Below are 18,876 nucleotides of genomic sequence, written 5' to 3'. Positions count from 1 at the left end.
CAAACAAAAATGAATCTGAAAATGGTAAAATCGGGATTAGTGCTTGCCTGTGTAGCCCTTGCCCAATGGGTATCGGCACAACAAGCTCCTCAGATGGAAGCATTGCCCATCGATCCCAACGTACGCTACGGAGTCCTCGATAATGGTCTCACCTATTATGTACGTCACAACGAAACGCCGAAGAATCGTGCAGAATTCCACATTGCACAAAAGGTAGGTTCAATTCTCGAAAACGAAGACCAACGCGGATTGGCCCACTTCCTCGAACACATGGCATTCAACGGGACAGAACATTTTCCCGGTAAAAACATGTTAAACTACCTCGAAAACAAAGGTATCAAATTCGGTGTAGACATCAATGCCTATACCGGATTCGATGAAACCGTGTATCGTATATCCAATGTCCCCACTCAAAATCAAAATTTAGTAGACTCCTGTCTACTCGTTCTGTACGATTGGGCCTGTGCCATCTCTCTGAATGACAAAGACATTGACGAAGAACGCGGAGTTATCCATGAAGAGTGGAGAACTCGCGCCGATGCCAATTGGCGTACATGGGAAGTCACGGTTCCTGTCATGTTTGCCGGTAGCCAATATGCCAACCGTATGCCCATCGGAACAATGGAAGTTGTCATGAATTTCCCCTATCAGGCACTACGCGACTACTATCACAAATGGTATCGCCCCGACCAACAAGGCATTATCGTTATCGGTGACTTCGATGCCGACAAAATGGAAGCTCAGATCAAAGAACTGTTCGGTAAAATCAAAATGCCCGAAAACGCGGCAGAACGTATCTACTACACCGTACCCGATAACAAAGAGCCCATCTTTGCATTCCACAAAGACAAAGAAGCCACATACACCCGGGTGGATATCTATATGAAACACGACCCCATGCCCCGCGAAATGAGAGGAACTATCAACGGGGCCATCAATGACTATATGGGACAAGTTGTCGGTATCATGTTTAACGACCGCATCTCCGAAATCACTCAAAAACCGGATGCTCCCTTCATTGCCGGAGCGATTTTCGACGGAGATTTCTTCGTTTCCAAAACCAAAGATGCATTTACTCTTATCGCTTTGGGTAAAGACAATGGAGCGATCGATGCCATAAAAGGTATTATGCGCGAAGCAGAACGTATCGACCGTTTCGGATTCACAGCTTCCGAATACGACCGTGCCCGGGCTACATTGCTTTCTCGGTATGAAAACATGTACAAAGAACGCAACAATCACAAAAACATCGACTACGCCGAAGAATACATCAGACACTTCATCGACGGCGGATATATTCCGGGTATCGAAATGGAATACAACCTGCTCAAACAAATATCTCCGGCCATTACGGTAGATATGGTAAACCAATACATCAAAACGCTTATTAGCGAAGACAATATGGTAATTTCACTGACCGGTCCCGATAAAGAAGGAGTATCCTATCCCGACAAAGACCAAGTTCTTGCCGCTATCAAAGAAGTCGAAGCAGAAGAAATTACTCCCTATGTCGACAATGTATCCAACGAACCGCTCATTTCCGACGAACCGGTTGCGGGTAAAATTGTAAAAAGTGCTGCCGGAAAGAAATTTGGAACAACCGAATGGACCCTTTCCAACGGAGTGAAAGTTATCCTCAAACCGACAGACTTCAAGAGCGATGAAATCTCTATGCAAGCTGTAAGTAAAGGCGGACTTTCCCTTTATGATTACACAGATCGTGCTTTGGTTAAAAATCTGAAAGCCGTCAATGATGTTGTCGAATTGAGCGGACTCGGAAAATACGGAAGAACAGACTTGATGAAAGCATTAGCTGGTAAAACCGTATCTACCTATTTTTCTTTGGGAGAACCTATGGAAATGATCAATGCCTCCTGCGCGACCAAAGACCTCGAAACCATGATGCAATTGGTATACCTCACCTTTACCGACATACATCGTGACGAAGATGCCTTCGCCGCATGGAAAGAGCAAATGAAAGCGGTACTGACAAACTATGCGAACGATCCTCAGTTCATTTTCAGTGATTCGCTTTCAGCAACGCTCTACAATCATAACATAATGCGGGAACCCTTGAAAGCCGAAGATATCGACCTGATTAACTACGACCGCATTCTCGAAATTGCAAAAGAGCGTACAGCCAATGCAGCCGATTATACCTTCATCTTCGTGGGTAATTTCGATATCGACTCTCTGAAACCGGTTGTTGAAAAGTACATCGCTTCGCTGCCTGCAAACAAGAATAGAGACAAAGTCGGTAAAATATCCACCATACAACCGGGTCTTATCGACAACAACTTCACGTTGCCCATGCAAACGGCTAAATCTACTGTGTACGCCATCTATTCAGGAAAACAAAAATACGACTTGCGCAGTAACATTATGTTCAGTATGCTCGACCAAATCATGGACATCGTATATACCGAAACTATCCGTGAAGAAGAAGGCGGAACTTACGGCGTAGAGACATCTTCCAATTTATCGCCCGTCAACAACTCATGGTTGTTCCTATTTGGATTCGATACCAACCCGCAAGACGAAAAACGTTTGACAGAACGGGCTCACGCCGAACTAAACAAAGTTGTTACCGAAGGCCCTCGTGAAAAAGACTTCAACAAAGTAAAAGAGTATATGCTTAAACAACATGCTCAAAACCTTCGCGAAAACTCCTATTGGATGAACATTATCAAATCCGATGTTCTCGGTTACGGTGACAACAATACCGATTACGAAAACATTGTTAACGGCATTACGCTCGACGATATGAAGAAATTCACAAAGAAACTCTTCAACGGTAAAAACATCATCGAAGTAACGATGACCGGAGTTGTCGAAGACGAAACAAAATAAAAACGAGAATGTCAAAACTAAAATGACCGTTCCGAAAAATTGCAGTTTGTAACTGCTAAACCTAAAAAGGAAGAGCCGTATCAAACTCTGTTTGGAGTAATGATACGGCTCTTTCTTTGATAAAATTGGTTTGTGATACCCTCTTCTTACCTTTACACTCGAATTTTAATCTAACCACTCCCCTTATGTTTCCGCAAGAATAGCATTGCGGGGTATCGCACTTAAAATCAAAGCAAGGCAAAAAGTGAAATACTTCTACCTCCCCCCTGCCGTGTCTCGTAGCATTGCGGGAAGTTGCGGTAACAATAGGGGGAAAAGGGCGAGGGGATTAGAATACAAGCAAAAGCACAAACCCCAATTCCGCCTTTATCGGGCGGCGAAGTCGCAAGGGAGACGGAAGAAAAAGGGCGAGGACTGTTTAAGCGGAGGGTTACTATCACCCTCCTCCCTGCCGTGTCCCGTAGTATTACGGGGTGTTTTGCAACGCAAAATATAGGGGAGGTGTCCATAGGACGGAGGGAGTAATAAAAAAAGTACATGGATAACTGCGGCGGTGCTTCTTGGTTCGTTCTTCTCGCTGCTGAGAAGAATGAACAAATAAACGACCTTTCAACCCCTCTCCTCTGGAACTACCGTTCCTTCGGTGTCTCCCCTATACTGCCAATGCAGCACAAGGAAGAAGGTTGGATAGTTCCCGCTCACCACATAAAAATGCTAGACTATAAAAGAAAAAGAGTCTCCCTCCTCCCCATATCTTGAAAAATAAGAAAGTCAACTCTTAGAATAAGGATTTATATTCCACTATTGGGAAGATACTTTAAACCTCCTCCCCTGTGTTTTGCACAACAAAATATAGGGGAGGTGTCCGAAGGACGGAGGGGTTAAATCGAAATTGTTGAATCTTCGACAAGCAAAGGAATATGGAAGAAAAACCGAAAAATCTATCGTTTCTTCGGAAAGAGTTTGTTAAAAAGAAATTTATGGCTAAACCTTATAGCTACCCGATTGGCTTCCGAAATAAAAAAAGCCTCTGAATACAGAGGCTTTTTTTATTTACAATCGATTTTCTATCTGAATCTCAATTCCCCGAAATAATCGGGACGGTGAAAATCGGGCTTTTCGATAGGTATCGGCGACCAGCTCAAATAATGAGGCAAAGACGATCCGTCGGCACATTTATAGAAATTAGCCGAGAGACTCTCCGGCAACAGCCCGCCGTCAAGCCCTATAAGTTCAAAAGGTATGGCGACCAATAAATTCCACGAGAAAAGCCCCTCCATCTCACAAAACGGTTTATTACCGACCGACGAATAACGTTTGATTTTAGCCATTTTATCGGCTGAGAAATGCTCGGCATCTTCCCGCCCGGTGCGACGGGCAGCCAAAGCCGTTCCTATACAGTTGAACTCGAAATTATAATAATACTTCTCACCCGGTATCTGCACGAAAAATTCCACGCAGCTATCCTCCCAAACAGGAGAATTATCGGCACTGTTCACAGCCCGCAAATAATTGCCCTTTACAAAATAATTGATGTAGAGACACTCCTTATCACGAGCTATATAAAAAGAGGTAATAGGCTTATACGGAAACTCGTTCGGCCAATCGACGCAATCTATCGCCTGCCGCACACCCTGTGCCTCCAAAATCTCGGAAACCTGCGACAAAGGTTTGTCGCACAATCCGGCAACAAATGGAACTTCAATAACTTTTTTCATGATGTTTATAAATTATACAAAAAATAATCTTTTATTCCCCAAACAAATCCCACAATAGACATAATAATGATGATAATCCCGATTCCCCTATTTATTAACCAAATGCTACGCACATTAAAACGGGCACGAACCTTATTGATGACGTAAGTTATCAGGAACCACCAACTGACAGCTCCTAACAAAATAGACAGATAACCCACCACATGATGCCCCAATTGTGATTCGGGCAAGAAAAAATTAAACCGGGCAAAAAGGCCTATATAAAGAAATAATATCAGAGGATTGGAAAAAGTCAATAAAAACGCCGTAATGAAATCCTGCGTAAACGTATTGATGGAAGAATTGGCTTTACGAATATTCTTGGCCGGATTCTGGCGATACAGATACAACCCGAACCCCACCAAAACCAAACTGCCCAAAATCTGCAAAATATTTTGATTAGCCTCTATAAAATCGATGACGATAGACATGCCTAATCCCGTAAGCAATGCATATATCAAATCGGATAATGCAGCACCCAATCCTGTCACGAAGCCCGACCATCGCCCTTTATTCAACGTACGCTGTATACACAATATTCCTATCGGTCCCATCGGCGCCGACACCAATATGCCTATGGCTAAGCCTCGAATTATAGTATATAGCGTTAAGTCCATAAAGTCTAAAAACTACCTTATTCTACTGAAATACGGTATAAATCACAAAATAGTATGACATTGACATAAAATAAATTTCATTTTTGCTCCTGTAAAACAAAAGCTCACCTCTATTGTCCGTCAAAAACAGCACAAGAAAAAGGCAAACCCCTATTTTCTTGAAGATGCCTATGCACAACCTATTTTCGATTCGTGAAGCAAAGATAGTGAAAGGTGAGCGCAGAGACAAACGGAAATCGCATTTCCGACTTGGCTATGACGAACCTCCTCCTATTTTCGCATACTGTGCAAAGATAATGAAAGGTGAACACAGAACAAAATTTATTTTAGTTCTGTTGAACAGCCGCCTATCTTATTTTATCGAACATAGGCAAGGTTGGACACAGCAAAAAGGCATACATCAACCACAACGCAGAAATGCCCCTATATTCGACCGTACCAAATACAGAGAAAAGACTCGTCCTCCTCTTCCCTCATTTGAGAGTCTCGTTGAGTCAACCCCTCCCCTATACTCGAAAAATCGAACATCAAGGAATAATATCCAAAAATTAGGAACTGTTTTGTCCTATTTTTTTTGAGTGGACGAGGGTTTTTCCTTAATTTTGCAACGAAAATAAATACGTTTTCTTTGTCTCGATTTTTCAGTCGGGAAAAAGAAAAACAGACATGCCACTAAAAAACAAGACACAATGGTCATTTTTTTCAAAACCTCCGTTCAAAACATTATTGCAGTTCAGGCCGATCACAGCTTTTCGGCAGATGAGACTAAAAAATTATCGTGGCTTTTCGACAATGCCGAGCTTCTCCCTGATTCAACGTTGAAGGGCTGGTTTATCGGGCCTCGTAAAGAGATGATTACCCCGTGGAGCACCAATGCCGTAGAGATTACTCAAAACATGGGACTCACCGGTATCTCTCGCATCGAGGAATTTTTCCCTGTAACAGACGGTTCTGCCGAATTCGACAAAATGCTACAACGGTTGTACAACGGTATCGACGGTAAAATTTTCGACATCGACAAACAACCCGATCCCATTGTGTACATCGACGATCTTGCCGCATATAACGAACAGGAAGGTCTGGCTCTCAGCCCCGACGAAATAAACTATCTGAACGACCTGAGTAAAAAAATCGGACGGAAACTAACCGACAGCGAAGTTTTCGGATTCTCGCAAGTCAATTCCGAGCACTGCCGTCATAAAATTTTCAACGGTGTCTTCATCATCGACGGTCAAGAAAAAGAAAGTTCACTTTTTAAATTGATAAAAAAGACCTCGGAATATAATCCCAATCGGTTGGTTTCGGCATACAAAGATAACGTGGCTTTCAATGCCGGACCTACCGTCGAGCAATTCGCTCCGATAAATCCCCAACAACCCGACTTCTTCGAAATAAAAGATATCAAAACAGTCATCTCGTTAAAAGCCGAGACACACAATTTCCCCACGACCGTGGAGCCTTTCAACGGAGCTGCCACCGGTACGGGAGGAGAAATACGCGACCGGCTCGGTGGCGGACGTGCCAGCCTACCTATTGCCGGAACGGCAGTTTATATGACGGCCTATCCTCGTACGGAAGAAGGACGGGAATGGGAAGAAGGTTCCATGCAACCTCGTCCGTGGCTTTATCAAACGCCCGAACAAATATTGATTAAGGCCTCTAACGGAGCTTCTGATTTCGGAAACAAATTCGGACAACCCCTCATCTGCGGCTCCCTGCTCACATTCGAGCATGCCGAAAACGGTAAAAAATTTGCTTTCGACAAAGTCATTATGCTCGCCGGCGGTGTAGGATTCGCCAACATGCGCGACGCACTTAAAGGCACGCCCGTAGCCGGGGAAAAAGTAGTGGTAATGGGTGGTGACAACTATCGTATCGGTATGGGTGGAGGAGCAGTCTCATCGGTAGAAACCGGACAATACGACAATGCCATCGAGCTGAACGCCGTACAACGAGCCAATCCTGAAATGCAAAAACGAGTATCCAACGTCATTCGGGCGATGTCCGAAGCCGAGGAAAATCCCATCGTCTCGATTCACGACCACGGAGCCGGAGGCCATTTGAACGCACTTTCCGAGTTAGTAGAAGAAACTGGCGGATTAATTCATATGGATCAACTGCCCGTCGGCGACCCCACCCTATCGGCCAAAGAAATCGTAGGTAACGAAAGTCAGGAGCGTATGGGTATCGTCATTCGGGAAGAAGACATCGAGCACATTCGTCAAATCGCCGACCGCGAACGGGCTCCGTTCTATGTGGTAGGCGAAACCACAGGCGACCATCGCTTCGTATTCGAACAGACCGATGGTGTTAAGCCCATCGACTTGGCGATGGAAGACATGTTCGGGAAAGCTCCCCGTACCGTCATGACAGACAGAACGGTCGAAGAAACTTACGAAGACGTAACATACGATCAAACGCAACTCGACGAATACGTGGAACGTGTGCTCCAACTCGAAGCAGTCGCTTGTAAAGACTGGCTCACCAACAAAGTGGACCGTTCCGTTACCGGAAAAATTGCCCGCCAACAATGTCAGGGAGAGATACAACTTCCATTAAGTGACTGCGGAGTAGTTGCCCTCGACTATCGGGGACGCGCCGGTATCGCCACCTCTATCGGCCATGCGCCGCAAGCGGCATTGGTCGATCCCGCCGCAGGATCTGTTCTCTCCATCGCCGAAGCCCTCACCAATATCGTTTGGGCTCCGCTCTCCGAAGGGTTAGACAGCGTTTCGCTCAGTGCCAACTGGATGTGGCCCTGTAAAAACGAAGGTGAAGATGCCCGCCTATATCGGGCAGTCGAAGCATGCAGCGATTTTGCCTGCTCGCTCGGAATCAATATCCCCACCGGAAAAGACAGTCTATCCATGACTCAGAAATACGGAAAAGACAAAGTCTATTCGCCCGGTACGGTCATCATCTCGGCAGGAGCCGAAGTCTCGGATATACGTAAAGTCGTATCTCCCGTCCTCCGCACGGGAGTCGACAGTATGGTCTACTACATCGATTTCTCGTTCGACAATCTCAAATTAGGAGGCTCGGCGTTCGCCCAATCGCTCGACAAAATAGGTAAAGAAGTTCCCACTGTACAAGACAGCGAATACTTTGCCAACGCGTTCAATGCCGTCCAAGAATTAATTAACAAAGAGTTGATTCTGGCAGGACACGATATCTCCGCCGGTGGTATGATAACCACGATGCTCGAAATGAATTTTGCCAATACCGAAGGCGGTTTGGAAGTTTCGTTGGACGAAATCCCCGAAAAAGACCTCATTAAGATACTATTCAGCGAAAATCCGGGTATCTTGATTCAAGTAGAAAAAACCGACGAAGTCGAAAAGATATTGAAAAAAGCCGGCGTAGCGTTTATCCGTCTGGCTCGTCCCTGTGACGAACGCCATCTGCTCATACACAAAGACGGAGCCGATTATCAATTTTTCATCGATCATTTGCGCGACGTATGGTTCGAGTCGTCCTATCTGCTCGACCGCAAACAAAGCGGAGAAAAAGCAGCCAAAGACCGCTTCCTCAACTACAAGGAACAACCGCTGCAATTCCGTTTCCCCGATTCGTTCACGGGAATGCTCGCCCAATACGGTATCTCGGCCGATCGTCGCACACGATCCGGTGTGAAAGCAGCCATCATTCGTGAGAAGGGTGTTAATGGAGATAGAGAAATGGCCTATTCGCTCTATTTGGCGGGATTCGATGTGAAAGACGTGCACATGACCGACCTCATCAGTGGCCGCGAAACGCTCGACGATATCAACATGATTGTATACTGCGGTGGATTCTCAAATTCCGATGTACTCGGTTCGGCAAAAGGCTGGGCAGGAGGATTCCTTTGGAACGAAAAAGCCAAAGCTGCACTCGACCGTTTCTACAACCGCCCCGACACCCTGAGTCTCGGTATCTGCAACGGCTGCCAGCTCATGATAGAATTGGGACTGCTCACCCCCGACCACGAACAAAAGCCCAAAATGCGACACAACGATTCGCACAAATTCGAATCTCAGTTCATCGGATTGACAATTCCCGAAAACAGCTCTGTCATGTTCGGCTCGTTATCGGACTCGAAACTCGGTATATGGGTTGCCCACGGAGAAGGTAAATTCGAGTTGCCTTACGCCAAAGAAAGATACAATATCGTAGCCCAATATACCTACGACGCTTACCCGGCAAATCCCAACGGCTCGCCTTACGGTATAGCCGGTATCGCTTCGGCCGACGGCCGCCATTTGGCCATGATGCCCCACCTCGAACGAGCCATATTCCCCTGGCAGTGCGGACATTATCCTGCCGACAGAAAAACCGACGAGATTACCCCGTGGATCGAGGCTTTTGTCAATGCCCGCAAATGGGTTGAACAGCACACCAAATAAAAAGTATATTCCGCAGGGCGGGAGGGAAACAATGTCCCTCTCGCTCTGTTCGTTTAATCAAATAATAATCAACACGACAACATTACATTATGGGAGGATTTTTTGGTACCATAAAAAAAGAATCTTGCGTTACCGACCTTTTTTATGGCGTAGATTACAACTCGCACTTAGGTACGAAACGTGCCGGTATCGTGACGTATGAAAATGGCGTTTTCAAACGGGCGATCCACAATATAGAAAACTCCTACTTCCGTTCGAAATTCGAAGCCGAACTGCCCGAATTCTCTGGTAATTCGGGAATCGGTGTCATCAGCGATACCGATGCACAACCCATCATCATCAGTTGCCATTTGGGAAAATTCGCCATCGTTACCGTCGCCAAAATAAACAACGTAGAAGAACTCGAAAAAGAACTACTGGCGAGCGGAAACCATTTCAGCGAACACAGTAACAATATCATCAACCAATCCGAATTGGTTTCGATGATTATCAGTCAAGGAAAAGACTATGTCGACGGCATCCGCTTGGTACAGGAAAAAATCAAAGGGTCTTGTTCCATGCTTTTACTCACCGAGCAAGGCATTATCGCCGCTCGCGACAAATACGGTCGTTCGCCTATCCTCGTCGGACGGGGAGATAACGGCTACGCCGTATCGTCCGAAACATGCAGCTTCCCGAACCTCGGATACGAACTCTGTTACGACATACGTCCCGGAGAAATCGTCCGGTTGACAGCCGATGGTTATGAATCGCTCAACCAGCCCGGTAAAAAAATGCAGATATGCTCCTTCCTATGGGTATATTACGGATATCCCGCCTGCGAATACGAAGGGAAGAATGTCGAAGAGATGCGCTTTCACACTGGCTTCGAAATGGGTAAAAAAGACGACATCGAAGCCGATTTCGTCTCCGGCATCCCCGATTCCGGTGTAGGCATGGCTCTCGGATATGCCGTAGGTAAACAAATTCCCTACCGGAGAGGTATCGTCAAATATACCCCCACTTGGCCTCGCAGCTTCACCCCTTCCAATCAAGCCATGCGCGAGCTGGTAGCCAAAATGAAACTCATACCCAACAAAAGCATGCTCGACGGAAAACGGGTCGTATTCTGCGACGACTCCATCGTCCGCGGTACGCAACTGAGAGACAATGTATCCGATCTCTACCGCTATGGAGCCAAAGAAGTTCACATGCGCATCAGTTGTCCCCCTCTCCTGTACCCGTGTAAGTTTCTTAACTTCACGGCCTCCAAAAGCGAAATGGAGCTTATTACCCGTCGCACCATCGCCGAGATAGAGGGTAACCCCGATAAAAATGTCGCAGCTTATGCACGCACCGGGTCGCCCCAATACAATTGTATGGTAAACTGCATTTGTAAAAAGCTGAACATTACCTCATTAAAATTCAACCCGTTAGAAACACTAGTCGAATCGATCGGGCTTCCTAAGGAATGTATCTGCACGCACTGTTTCGACGGCAGCAGCTACGAATAAGCCCGTCAGAACCGAATAAAACCCCGGCTCGTTATGCCGTCCGATCATCTGTTCTCGCCGGGCGGCATAACGGTTTTTTCGCCTAAAAGATTGAAAATAACAATCATTTTTGTAATTTTGCGAGTCAATGAATCGACACAGAATATACGAATATTTATAAATCATAAATCTCACATTAAATTATGAGTCTTAAAATCGTAGTATTGGCAAAACAAGTGCCCGATACCAGAAATGTGGGGAAGGATGCCATGAAAGAGGACGGAACGATCAACCGTGCCGCCTTGCCTGCTATCTTCAACCCCGAAGATTTGAACGCCTTGGAACAGGCTCTGCAACTGAAAGAACAAAACCCGGGATCGACGATTACCCTGCTTACGATGGGTCCTCCTCGTGCCGCCGAAATTATTCGGGAAGGTTTATTCCGTGGAGCGGACGGAGGTATCGTATTGACCGACCGTGCCTTTGCCGGAGCCGACACATTGGCTACGTCTTACGCACTATCGTGTGCCGTACGCAAAATCAAAGATTATGATATTATCTTGGGAGGTCGTCAAGCCATCGATGGCGACACGGCTCAGGTAGGCCCTCAAATCGCCGAAAAATTGGGAATCCCCCAAGTCACCTATGCCGAGCAAATTCTGAGCATAGAAAACGGGAAAGCCACCGTGAAACGTCGTCTCGAACGCGGGATAGAAACCGTCGTAGTTCCCCTGCCCGCAGTCATCACGGTCAACGGTTCGGCCGATGAATGCCGTCCTCGCAACGCGAAGCTCATACAACGTTACAAATACGCCAAGACACCGAGCGAAAAACAAGGACTGAGCGAAGAATGCTTGAAACTCTATGAACAGCGTCCGGCCCTCAACCTTTACGAATGGAGTGTAAACGATGTCGATGCCGACCTCGATCAAGTAGGTCTTGCCGGTTCTCCCACCAAAGTAAAAGCCGTACAAAACGTTGTATTCCAAGCAAAGGAAAGCAAACGACTCACGGCTGCCGACAACGAAATCGAAGACCTTGTCAAAGAATTGATCGCCAACCACACGATTGGTTAATGCCCGTGTACTATGAACTAAAAAACTAACGATTATGAACAATCTGATTGTATATTGCGAAATAGAAGACGGCATCATCGCCGATGTGAGCCTCGAACTGCTCACAAAAGGTCGCTCGCTGGCCAATCAACTGAATTGTAAACTCGAAGCACTGGTGATCGGTAGCAACCTCGACGGTGTGGAAAAACAAGTATTCCCCTATGGAGTCGATACCGTCTATACCGTAGACGATCCTCGCCTCTACCCCTACACCTCGTTGCCACATACCTCGGTATTGGTAAATTTATTCAAAGAACAGAAACCTCAGGTTTGCCTGATGGGAGCCACCAGTATCGGTCGCGACCTCGGTCCGCGGGTTTCCTCTTCGCTGCACAGCGGACTCACGGCCGACTGCACCGCGTTGGAAATAGGTCCCCACGAGGACAAAAAGAACAATAAGACATACGAAAATCTGTTGTATCAGATTCGTCCCGCTTTCGGAGGCAACATCGTAGCGACGATCGTTAACCCCGAATGCCGTCCTCAAATGGCGACGGTTCGCGAAGGCGTGATGAAAAAAGAAATTTACGATCCCGCTTACAAAGGAGAAGTTGTTAAACTGGATCCGAAAAAATACGTTTCCGACACCGACTTTGTGGTAGAAGTCATCGATCACCAGATGGAAAAATCCAAAGCCAACGTCAAAGGCGCATCCATCATCGTAGCCGGCGGTTACGGTATGGGATCGAAAGAAAACTTCGACATGCTGTTCGACTTGGCGGCTACATTGGGAGCCGAGGTAGGAGCTTCCCGCGCTGCGGTCGACGCCGGATACATCGAGCACGAACGTCAAATCGGACAAACCGGTGTCACGGTTCGCCCCAAGCTCTATATCGCCTGCGGTATCTCTGGACAGATACAACACATCGCCGGTATGCAAGACAGCTCCATCATCATCTCTATCAACAGCGATCCTAACGCACCTATCAATACGATAGCCGACTATGTGATCACGGGTACGGTCGAAGAAGTAATTCCGAAGCTGATCAAATATTATAAGAAAAACTCCAAATAAAACATATTTTCGATTCTGTCGATAAGACAAAGTCTTGTGACAAATCAAAGATAGAGAGTTAAATTATAATACAATAAATAATACAGAACAATGGCTAATTTTTATTTAGATAACAGTGATCTCAAACATCACTTGAACCACCCGCTCATGAAGAAGCTGGTGGCTTTACGGGAACGGAATTACTCCGATGCCGAAAAATACGACTATGCGCCCTTCAATTTCGAAGACGCCATGGATAGTTATGAAAAAGTGCTCGAAATAGCAGGCGAGATAAGCGGCGAAATCGTTGCAGCCAATGCCGAAGACGTAGACCACGAAGGTCCGCACGTTGTCGACGGACATGTCGTATATGCCAAAGGCACGCAAAAAAACCTCGACGCTCTGGTAAAAGCCGGATTGATGGGTATCTCTATCCCCCGTCGCTACAACGGGCTCAACTTCTCGTTGGTTCCCTACATCATGGCTGCCGACATGGTAAGCCGCGCCGATGCCGGATTCGTAAACATCTGGGGATTGCAAGATTGCGCCGAAACCATTTACGAATTTGCCAATGAAGAACAAAAGCAAAAATACCTGCCGCGCGTTTGCGCCGGCGAAACTATGGCGATGGACCTCACCGAACCCGATGCCGGGTCCGACTTGCAAGCTGTCATGCTCAAAGCCACATACAGCGAGGCCGACGGTTGCTGGTATCTCAACGGAGTGAAACGGTTCATCACCAACGGTGACGGACACATTGCACTCGTGCTAGCCCGTTCCGAAGAAGGAACCAAAGATGGTCGCGGACTCTCCATGTTCATCTACGACCGCAACGACGGCGGTGTAACCGTTCGCCGTATCGAAAACAAAATGGGTATCAAAGGGTCTCCCACCTGCGAATTGGTGTTCAAAAATGCCAAAGCCGAACTCTGCGGAAGCCGCAAATTGGGTCTTATCAAATACGTCATGGCATTGATGAACGGAGCCCGTCTCGGTATCGCCGCACAATCTGTCGGCGTTTCCGAAGCGGCATACCGCGAAGCCATTGCCTATGCACGCGACCGCAAACAATTCGGGCAAGCCATCATCGAGTTCCCCGCCGTTTTCGAAATGATCTCTTTGATGAAAGCCAAACTCGACGCATCACGCTCGCTGCTTTACGAAACAACACGATTCGTCGACATGTACAAAGCATACGAAGACATTGCCAAAGAACGCTCGCTCGAACCCGAAGAACGTGCCGAAATGAAAGCCTACCAAAAATTGGCCGACGCATTCACCCCTATGGCAAAAGGCATGTCCAGCGAATTTTGTAATCAAAACGCCTATGACTGCGTGCAAGTACACGGAGGGTCCGGTTTCATGAAAGACTACGCTTGCGAACGCATCTACCGCGATGCCCGCATCACTTCTATCTACGAAGGAACCACCCAGTTGCAAGTCGTGGCTGCTATTCGCCACGTCACCACCGGCACATATCTGCATCAGATCGAAGCATACGAAGCTGCTGAAATCGCGCCCGAACTGGAACCTCTGCGCGACCGCCTCAAAGCTATGAAAGCCGCCTACGTAAAAGCTGTCGAAACCGTCACTGCAACGAAAGACAACGAATACATCGACTTCCAAGCACGCCGCATGGTCGAAATGGCCGGCCATGTCATCATGGGACACCTCCTGCTCAACGATGCCACTCGTAACGAATCGTTCCGGCAGTCGGCCGAAGTATACATTAACTTCGGCGAAGCAGAAGTTGCCAAACACGCCGCGTTTATCGAACGCTTCAATCCCGAAATGATAGCTGCTTATCGCAAATAAACGCAACATTTCATATCATTCGAGGAGGTATCCCATTTATCTGGGATACCTCCTTTTTATATCGGAAATAAAGCCAAACTAAAATTCAGTATGATTCCACTTCTTCCCTGCCGTGTCCCGCTGCATTGCGGGGTGTGGCTCATAAAATCGGAGCAGAAGCGAAAGGGAAATACATCTCACCCTCCTCCCCTGTGTCCCGCAGCATGGCGGGGTGTTTTTGCGCAGCAAAATATAGGGGAAAGCCGAGGAGCATGGCGATGAGGAGAGGTCTTAAAAAGACCCTCAGTAGAGATAATAGAGGTAACCCTCCTCTCCCTCTGTGTTCCTGAAAGGAATATAGGGGGAGTGCCCGAAGGGCGAGGGGGTTAAAAAGACTAGCAAAAGCACTAGCAAAATCCCCGCCTTTATCGGTCGGTGAAGTCGCAAGAAAGGCGGAGGAAAAAGGGCGAGGACTGTCCGAGCGAAGCGAGTTCCACAGACCCCGACGGCGACCGTAGCGACGAACCCAAAAGCCCGATAACAGCGGCGGCACTTCTTGGTTCGTTCTTCTCGCTGTTGAGAAGAATGAACAAATAAAGTGAATTAGTGTAACAAGGACTTTCTTTGGCAGGGAAAGAAAGTCCTTTGTAGCACAATCCTCTCCCTGCCGATAGAGAAAGTGTCCGAAGGACGGAGGGGTTGCAAGAATAACAAAAAGGAATAAAGATATAGTATCCTAATCTACTGAATTAGTCGTCCCCTTTTCACCACTATCTTTGAATACCTTCGACAACCAGCGCTCTTGAACAGTCTCCATCAATTCATAAAAATTAGGAACAAACAACGTACCCAATACCGTATTCATCGCCATACCGAACACGACAGCCGTACCCAGAGCGATACGACTTTCGGCTCCCGCACCTGTCGCGAACATCAGCGGAAGAACACCGAAGATAAAAGCGAACGAAGTCATCAAAATAGGTCGCAGGCGCAACCTCCCCGCCTCCATCGCCGATTGCCGGATAGACTCGCCCTGCTTGCGGTAATCCATGGCAAACTCGATAATGAGGATAGCGTTCTTGGCCGACAAAGCGATAAGCAAAATCAACCCTATCTGACTATAAATACTGATAGACAAACTCATGACAATACAGCCCAATACCGTCCCCAATATGGCAGTGGGCAAACTCAGTATCACGGCTATCGGGTTAGTCCAACTTTCATACTGGGCAGCCAACACCAGAATCACGATCAATATCGCAAGTCCGAAGATAAGACCTACCGTAGAACCGCTCTGACTCTCTTGATAAGCCTCCCCCGTCCAACTATATCCGAAATTCGTACCCAGTGTATTCCGGACCAATCGCTCCATAGCCGCCATACCCTCCGACGAACTTATCCCCGGAGCCGGTATCGCCGTGAGTGCAGCCGATGAATACATATTGTACCGGCTTACTAAATTCAGTCCCATCGTCTCCTCGACCTGTGTAAACGAAGAAAACGGAACCATGTTACCGTCCCGGTTTCGCACGCTCAGTTTCATCACATCGTCGATATGAGCCCTCGCTCCGGCCTGAGCGCCCAACTTCACCTGATAGATACGGCCGAACTCCACGAAATCATTCACATAAGCCGATCCCATATAATACGACAAAGCCGAGAAAACACTGCTGAGAGTAAGCCCCTGCATCTCCACCTTATCGCGATCTATATTCAATGCATATTGCGGGGTATTCCCTTGAAACATCGAGTTTATCTGCATCAAGGCCGGCTCGCTACCGATATTACCGATCAAAGCATTCGCTGCGGATTCCAATTCGCCCGCCCCCAAATTGCTACGATCTTCGAGTTGCATTTCGAGACCGCCCGAAACACCCAGTCCGCTGATAGCCGGCGGATTGACGGCAAACACAATAGCCTCTTGCAAAACAGATGCATCCCGGTTCAGCCGCTCCACCACATTAAACACGCTATGTTCTTTCCCCTTCCGGTCGTCCCAGGGTTTCAGCACCACGAAAAACGTTGCCGAATTGGACGAACTTCCACCTTGCAACGCCGAAAAACCCACGATATTCAAGGCATTTTCCACTTCGGGGTACGACTGTATAATTCGATTCAAATCGTCGCAAACCTTGCGGGTCCGTTCCATCGATGCGGCATTGGGCAACTGCACCGATACGATAAAATAACCTTGATCTTCCTGTGGAATAAACGAAGTCGGCCACTTGGCAAATCCATAGAAAGCAGCCAAAGCCAACACGATAAAAGCCGACAACGACACCAAAGGTTTACGCAACATCGAGCCAATAACTTTCACATATCCGTTCAACGTCGCTCCATATCCCTTATTAAACCACTTGTACAAGAAAAACGAAGGTTCGCGGGTCGGTTGGAGAAACAATGCGCACAAAGCCGGAGTAAACGTCAGCGAATTGAACCCGCTGAATACAGTAGCGACAGCGATCGTCAAAGCGAATTGTTTATACAGTTCTCCTGTGATACCACCGATAAAAGCTGTCGGAATAAACACGGCCAATAACACCAATACCACGCCGATAACCGGACTCGTAATCTCCTCCATGGCCTTCTCGACCGCCTCCTTGCGACTATACTTTCCCGTATCGATAAACCGGGTCGAATTTTCGACCACTACGATCGCATCGTCCACCACGATAGCTATTGCCAAAACAAGGCCGAAAAGAGTAAGCGTATTGATAGAAAATCCCATCAACTTCATCACGGCAAATGTCGCAATAAGCGAAACCGGTATGGTCAGAGAAGGAATAATCATCGCCCTGAAATTTTGTAAGAAAATAAGAATGACCAGCATCACGATAAGAGAGGTCTCCACAAACGTAACCAATACCTCATCGATAGATGCACTCACGAATCGAGTCGTATCGAGCACCACCTTATATTGCACATCGTTCGGGAAATAACGGCTCAAATCCATCATCTTCGCTTTCACGGCTTTCGCCACATCGAGAGAATTAGACCCCGGCAACTGATAAATGGCGATAGCCGCCGTTTCTTTACCGTTAATAGTCGATGTCGTATTGTAAGTCGCACTTCCCAAATCTATGGTAGCGATGTCGCGCAACCTCAGATATTCCCCGCCGGGCAACGACTTGATGATGATCCGTCCGAACTCCTCCGGCGTAGAAAGGCGACCTTTCGAAACCAATGTAAACTGGAAAGCCTCGTCCGTATTCGTAGGAGGTTGTCCCACACTACCGGCCGACACCTCCATATTTTGTGCCTGAATAGCCGAATAGACATCGGCCGGCGTAAGGCTTCGTATACGCATCAACTCCGGGTCGAGCCAGATACGCATGCTGTAATTATCGGCTCCGAACACCGTCACACCGCCTACTCCCGGCAAACGGGACAACTCGTCGGTAATGTTCAACTTGGCATAATTCGACAGATACAAACTGTTATACAATGGGTTATCCGATTCCAACGCCAAGAACATGACGATGTTGGTAGACTGCTTCTTCGTGATAATTCCCTGTTGTATGACAGCCTCCGGTAAATTTCCCTGCGCTATGTTCACCCGGTTCTGTACCAACACGGTCGCCATATCTATATCGGTTCCCACCTCGAAAGTAACGGTCAGCGTATATTGCCCCGACGACGAAGACGACGAACTCATATAAATCATTCCGTCCACACCGTTCACCTGCTCCTCGATAGGTACACCTACCGTTTTCGCCACCGTCTCGGCACTCGCCCCGGGATATACAGCGGTCACCTGTACCGTAGGAGGTGTTATATCGGGAAACTGGGCGACCGGAAGCGTATAGATGGTAACCAATCCCACCAGCACCATAACAATGGCGATGACCGTAGCGAAAATAGGCCTGTTAATAAAAAATTTCGAAATCATACCCAT

General features: G+C 47.3%; 10 protein-coding genes. 6 read left to right on the top strand and 4 right to left on the bottom strand.

Translation table 11 applies throughout. From position 1 onward, the window contains the following. Positions 1-9 precede the first annotated feature (9 nt). Positions 10-2,850 (top strand): M16 family metallopeptidase, encoded by a 2,841-nt coding sequence (locus NBH06_RS11430; RefSeq protein ID WP_250794442.1) that lies wholly within the window; start codon positions 10-12, stop codon positions 2,848-2,850. Between the two features lie 1,067 nt (positions 2,851-3,917). Here NBH06_RS11430 and NBH06_RS11425 read toward each other — a convergent pair. Together NBH06_RS11425 and NBH06_RS11420 are read right to left on the bottom strand one after the other, a co-directional pair. Continuing rightward, the gene (locus tag NBH06_RS11425) at positions 3,918-4,568 is read right to left on the bottom strand and encodes a carbohydrate-binding family 9-like protein (protein WP_250794440.1); all 651 of its coding nucleotides are present in this window, start codon (positions 4,566-4,568) and stop codon (positions 3,918-3,920) included. A gap of 5 nt (positions 4,569-4,573) precedes the next feature. Continuing rightward, entirely contained in the window at positions 4,574-5,224 is a 651-nt protein-coding gene (locus tag NBH06_RS11420; RefSeq protein WP_008862239.1) for a LysE family translocator, read from the bottom strand. 617 nt (positions 5,225-5,841) lie between these two features. Between NBH06_RS11420 and purL the strand changes: the two genes are divergently transcribed. The 5 genes from purL to NBH06_RS11395 all read left to right on the top strand — a co-directional run bounded on the left by purL (position 5,842) and on the right by NBH06_RS11395 (position 15,002). Further along, a complete protein-coding gene (gene purL / locus NBH06_RS11415; protein WP_350449416.1) occupies positions 5,842-9,606 on the top strand; it encodes a phosphoribosylformylglycinamidine synthase in 3,765 nt (1,254 codons plus the stop codon). Positions 9,607-9,695: 89 nt separating this feature from the next. Then, positions 9,696-11,099, top strand: coding sequence for an amidophosphoribosyltransferase (locus tag NBH06_RS11410; protein WP_008862242.1), 1,404 nt, complete (start codon positions 9,696-9,698; stop codon positions 11,097-11,099). A 182-nt stretch (positions 11,100-11,281) separates the two neighbouring features. Next, the gene (locus tag NBH06_RS11405) at positions 11,282-12,154 is read left to right on the top strand and encodes an electron transfer flavoprotein subunit beta/FixA family protein (RefSeq protein WP_008862244.1); all 873 of its coding nucleotides are present in this window, start codon (positions 11,282-11,284) and stop codon (positions 12,152-12,154) included. Between the two features lie 34 nt (positions 12,155-12,188). Next, positions 12,189-13,208 carry an electron transfer flavoprotein subunit alpha/FixB family protein gene (locus NBH06_RS11400; RefSeq protein ID WP_250794436.1) on the top strand — a complete coding sequence of 340 codons (1,020 nt, stop codon included), beginning with the start codon at positions 12,189-12,191 and terminating at the stop codon, positions 13,206-13,208. Positions 13,209-13,298: 90 nt separating this feature from the next. Then, entirely contained in the window at positions 13,299-15,002 is a 1,704-nt protein-coding gene (locus NBH06_RS11395; RefSeq protein ID WP_046413839.1) for an acyl-CoA dehydrogenase family protein, read from the top strand. A gap of 404 nt (positions 15,003-15,406) precedes the next feature. Here the strand turns inward: NBH06_RS11395 and NBH06_RS11390 are convergent, their stop codons facing one another. Both NBH06_RS11390 and NBH06_RS11385 read right to left on the bottom strand, forming a co-directional pair. Continuing rightward, the gene (locus NBH06_RS11390) at positions 15,407-15,637 is read right to left on the bottom strand and encodes a hypothetical protein (protein WP_250794434.1); all 231 of its coding nucleotides are present in this window, start codon (positions 15,635-15,637) and stop codon (positions 15,407-15,409) included. Positions 15,638-15,717: 80 nt separating this feature from the next. Next, positions 15,718-18,870, bottom strand: a complete 3,153-nt coding sequence (locus tag NBH06_RS11385; protein ID WP_250794432.1) for an efflux RND transporter permease subunit — start codon at positions 18,868-18,870, stop codon at positions 15,718-15,720. Positions 18,871-18,876: the final 6 nt, after the last annotated feature.

This window comes from Barnesiella sp. B2-R-119, from assembly GCF_023656675.1.
GTDB lineage: Bacteria > Bacteroidota > Bacteroidia > Bacteroidales > Barnesiellaceae > Barnesiella > Barnesiella intestinihominis.
This window is presented reverse-complemented; position numbering and strand designations above follow the sequence as displayed.